This window comes from Candidatus Thiosymbion oneisti (assembly GCF_900092655.1).
Taxonomy (GTDB): Bacteria; Pseudomonadota; Gammaproteobacteria; order Chromatiales; family Chromatiaceae; genus Thiosymbion; species Thiosymbion oneisti.
The window spans coordinates 1-4,315 of sequence record NZ_FLUY01000124.1 but is presented as its reverse complement, the minus strand read 5'-3'; the positions used below and the strand labels follow the sequence as shown (position 1 = coordinate 4,315).

The window sequence follows — 4,315 nt, the reverse complement described above, 5'->3', positions numbered from 1 at the left end:
AGACTCACCAGAGAGTCTTGAACATTCAACAGAGAGTCCTGAACACTCAACGATGAGTGTTGAAGACTCACCGGAGAGGTTCGGAGCCTCAACGGAGAGCCCGCGTAGGGCTGTGGCTTAATTTTGAACCACTAAGTATAAAGGGGTCATCCATCGCCATGAAGCCACCGAACTGCGACCATTGCCTGCGACCGACCCAGACCAGCCGCATTGCCAAGGAGCTGCTGGAGCAACGCCGCCCCATCAATCTGATCGGGAAACCGGGCCAGGGCCGGGGCCGTCTGCTTGAGGACCTGACGCGCATCGACCCCGATGCCCTCTGGTTGCGCGCGGATCTCAAGGAACATCGCTACAGCTTTGCCGGTCTGCTCAAGACCCTGTGGGACCAGACCAGCCTCGACGGCGACCCACCGCCCACCCTCGGGGGCCTAGTCGATAAGCTCGCCGACGACCAGCGGCCGGTCTGCCTGCTGCTGCACCACCTCGACGCCATCCTCAATAATCCCGACCTCGGTAAAGGCTTCGATGTAGCCTTCCTCGATGGCCTGAATGCGCTCAAGAACCGCGGTATCTCCCTCCTCTGTGTCACCGAACGTGCCCACAACCGTTATCTGATGATGGCCCGGTCCGGCGAGCGGCGGGTCTCCACCCTGACCCTGGAGCCCGAAGCGTTGAGACCACTCTCCCAGGCCGAGATCAGATCAGAGCTCGACCGCTGCTTACCGGATCTGGACGAAAACGACCTGGATCTGCTTGCCGATGCGGTGCTCAGGCACTCGTGGCCTCTCTCCTTTCTGGACTACGTGCGGAAACAGCTCCAGGACGGCGATGCCGCCGAACAAGCATTCAAGGAACAACTGAACCGTTGGAAGAAGGAGTTCAAGTCCCAATCACGCGGCTGCATCTTTTGCCTCGGTGGTGTCATTGCGCTACGCCAACGGGTGATCTGCTGGTACCGTGCCATAGGACTGGATCGCATCAAGTTCCCCTTGGGGGGGTTCTTCAAGCAGCTCATCAAGCGCCGGCCCGCGGGAGAAGACTAGAACAGCAACGCCGATAACATGGAAATTATTTTTCCGCAAATGAACGCGAATCAACGCAAATCGGTCGCAAAAGATTCCATTATTGGCTCGTTCCCACGCTCCAGCGTGGGAATGCCGTTATGGCCGCTCCAGCGGCCAAGGTTTCATGACGCTGGAGCGTCAAGATCCCTGCTCCGTCGGGACAGGCTTGCTCCCACGCTGGAGCATGGGAGCTAGAGGAAAATTATTTTTCCGCAAATGAACGCGAATCAACGCAAATCGGTCGCAAAAGATTCCATTATTGGCTCGTTCCCAGGCTCTAGCGTGGGAACGCCGTTATGGCCGCTCCAGCGGCCAAGGTTTCATGACGCTGGAGCGTGGGAGCTAGAGGTCGGTTCTTGGGCCATTAATCTCTATTTGCGGCCATTTGTGTTTATTTGCGGACCAAAAATGAACGCGAATCAATCGCAAAAAATCACATTACTTTATCTGTCCGCAGATTACGCAGGTTCCCACGGATTGTTTCCTTTTTAATCTGCGGGAATCTGCGCAATCTGCGGATCGATTCCGGTCCATTCAGGTTTATTTGCGGCCAAATCTTCCGTGAAAACCCTGCCGCTTAATCTTAATCGGCAGTTGAGAACATTCGTACCAGGGGAGCTGACCCATGGGTAAACCCAAACAGAATCCGTTCCAATTGCCGCCGGAGCCCAAGACCGGCCGGGCGCTGATCTGGTGGACCCTGTTCGAGTTCCCGCGGCTTGAGGAGTGGTCCGAGCGCCTTACCCGTAAGCAAACCTTGGCCCTCTATCTGCGCGCCATGCCTTGGCTGCTGCTGCTTGCCATCGGGGTCTATGGATTATCCCTTGCGGTGATCGTCGCCTGGGGGCTGCCGTCGGATTTCCCCGCCCAATTCAAGCCGGCTATCGTCCAAACCTTCACAGACAACCCAGAATTCGGGGAGCGCCTGACGGGTCTTTTGTCAGTCACCGGCGGAACGTTTGCAGTGGGCCTGGCATTTGGCTTGGCATTCGGCCTGGCATTCGGCCTGGCATTGGGCCTGGCATGGGACTTGACATTTGGCCTGACATGGGGCCTGGCATTTGGCCTGGCAGGGGGCCTGGTAGTGGGCAGCCCGGCATGGGGCCTGGCAATGGGCTTGACAACAAGCTTGTTAATGGGTCTAACAGCTGGGCTGGCAATAGGCTTGGCAAGGGGTCTGGCAGTGAGCCTGGCAATAGGTCTGGCACTGGGCCTGGCAATAGGTCTGGCACTGGGCCTGGCAGGGAGCCTGGCAGGGAGCCTGGCATGGGGCCTGGCAGGGGGTATCGGAGTCTTCTCGGGCTGGGCCGTCGGGTTTCTGCGCCTGCCTTTCTATGTCCCACAGGCGGCAGTCGGTCTGATACGTCTCGATCTCTATCATAATCCCTATCGGTGGGACGCGGGGGTGCGCCTGCCCATCTGGGGCGCCCGGCGGCGGCTGACCGAGCAGGCCTTCGGCGACCCCGAGACCGGCATGCAGTTCGCCGAGTTTCTGCTCGAATACCGTCCGCTGCAACGCGGACTGGCGGCGGCGATACTGCACGCCGCCCATGCCGGGCGCTGGCGCCTGGGGCCCCTGGAGCCGGAGCGATTAACACCGCCGTCGGTGCCTGCCGACCAACCGGCCTATGCCCCCGGCGCCGGGTGGCAGCGTGCGCTCGCCGGGCTGCGACAAGATCTGATCGCCGCGCGCGGCCAGAATCAGATCAGCTTCAAGCGAGCGGCCTATGACGACTTCTCCCGCAAGCTCGACGCCTTTCGTGACTTGACCCTCCTCGAATCGTCCCGCTGGAACCGCTGGTATCTGGACGCCCTGGATGTCTGGCGGTCGGAGGCGGCAAAGGTGCTGCACCGGATCGAGGATCAGGCAGCGAGCCAGGAGTCCATCGCCGTCAACCGCTACCGGACCGGGACCCCGCTGCGGCCGGGGGACGACCAGGCGGTGTTCTTCGGACGGGAGGATCTGCGCCAGAATCTGGCCCGGGAGATCATGACGGCCGCCGAGATGCCCCTGTTCCTGATCCTCGGCCAGCGTCGGGTGGGCAAGACCAGTCTGCTCAATTTCCTGCCCGAGCTGCTGGGCAGTGGTTTTGTGGTGGTTACCCAGGACCTCCAGGACGGCCGGGTAGAGAGCGTGCCGGCCTGGCTGGCGGATCTGCGACGGCTGATTGCGGACAAGCTGGAGCGGGACGACGGGGATTGGACGCCGCCCGACGGGTGGCTCGCCGCCTGGCGAGGGCTACAGGAATGGTTGGAGGGGATCGAGACCGACGGCGGTCGCAAGCTGATCCTGGCCCTGGACGAGTTCGAGGAGCTGCACGGCTATCTGGCCCAAGAGCCTGAACAAGGCCGCCGCCTGCTGGCGGCGATCCGCAGCTTCTCTCAACACCAAAACCGGGTGGTCCTGCTCTTCGTGGGTGCTACGCCCCTGTCCGAGCTCCGGGACCCGGATTGGAGTCGCTACTTCGTCCAGACCCAGCCGTTCCGGGTGGATTATCTGGCGCGGGCCGACGCCCTGCGACTGATCACCGAGCCGGTGCCATTGGAGTATCCGGCCGCAGTCACCGAGCGGCTGTTCGTACTGACCCAAGGCCACCCAGATCTGCTGCAGCGCCTGTGCCGACAGCTGGTCTCCATCGCCAACCGCGAGGGCCGACAGGCCATGTCCATGGCAGATCTGGACGAGGCGGTCGCCGCCGTGCTGATACGGGACACCGCCCCCATCGAACGCTTCTGGAATGAGTTCTGCCGCGCTCCCGCCTGCCGGGCCTGTATCGAACAGATCCTCGCCGGCGAGACCCCCACCGACCGCCTGAGCCTGATGCGCCTGGAAGAGCACGGCTACCTGGTCCTGGACCAGGGCCGACCGCGGCTGCGGGTGCCCCTGTTCGAGGACTGGCTGCGCAAGTATCGGGAGGGTTTTCCCACCACCGCATGCTGACCTACCCCGAGCCCGCGTAGGGCGGATGAGCTTGCGCCATCCGCCGCATGCCAGCCACCTCCGGCGGGTGGTGGCCAGTTCTCTCGTTCCCACGCGCCGCGTGGGAACGCGGAAGCTCCGCGCTGCGGAGTTTTCCGGTGGGCACAGCCCAGCCTACGCGGCACGAGCCGTATCGAAGAACCACGGATACACACGGATCGACACGGATCGGCCAGATCCGGGTCCCGAATGGATCCATATCCGTGTCCATCGGTGTCCATCCGTGGTTCTCTGGGTTGGGACAACCGCAAGGGGTGAGGCATCCGGCGGA

2 protein-coding genes are annotated in these 4,315 nt (G+C 62.2%); both read left to right on the top strand.

Annotation, left to right across the window (positions count from 1 at the left end; all coding sequences use genetic code 11):
- The first annotated feature begins 158 nt into the window (after window positions 1-158).
- Window positions 159-1,043 (top strand): hypothetical protein, encoded by an 885-nt coding sequence (locus BQ17_RS01235; protein ID WP_089723940.1) that lies wholly within the window; start codon window positions 159-161, stop codon window positions 1,041-1,043.
- 646 nt (window positions 1,044-1,689) lie between these two features.
- Window positions 1,690-4,005 carry an nSTAND1 domain-containing NTPase gene (locus BQ17_RS01230; protein ID WP_089723939.1) on the top strand — a complete coding sequence of 772 codons (2,316 nt, stop codon included), beginning with the start codon at window positions 1,690-1,692 and terminating at the stop codon, window positions 4,003-4,005.
- The last annotated feature ends 310 nt before the right edge of the window (window positions 4,006-4,315 follow it).

Bases quoted from the DNA above. Each gene is read 5' to 3' on its own strand.
- BQ17_RS01230 (WP_089723939.1), top strand. From the start codon at position 1,690: ATGGGTAAACCCAAACAGAATCCGTTCCAATTGCCGCCGGAGCCCAAG.
- BQ17_RS01235 (WP_089723940.1), top strand. From the start codon at position 159: ATGAAGCCACCGAACTGCGACCATTGCCTGCGACCGACCCAGACCAGC.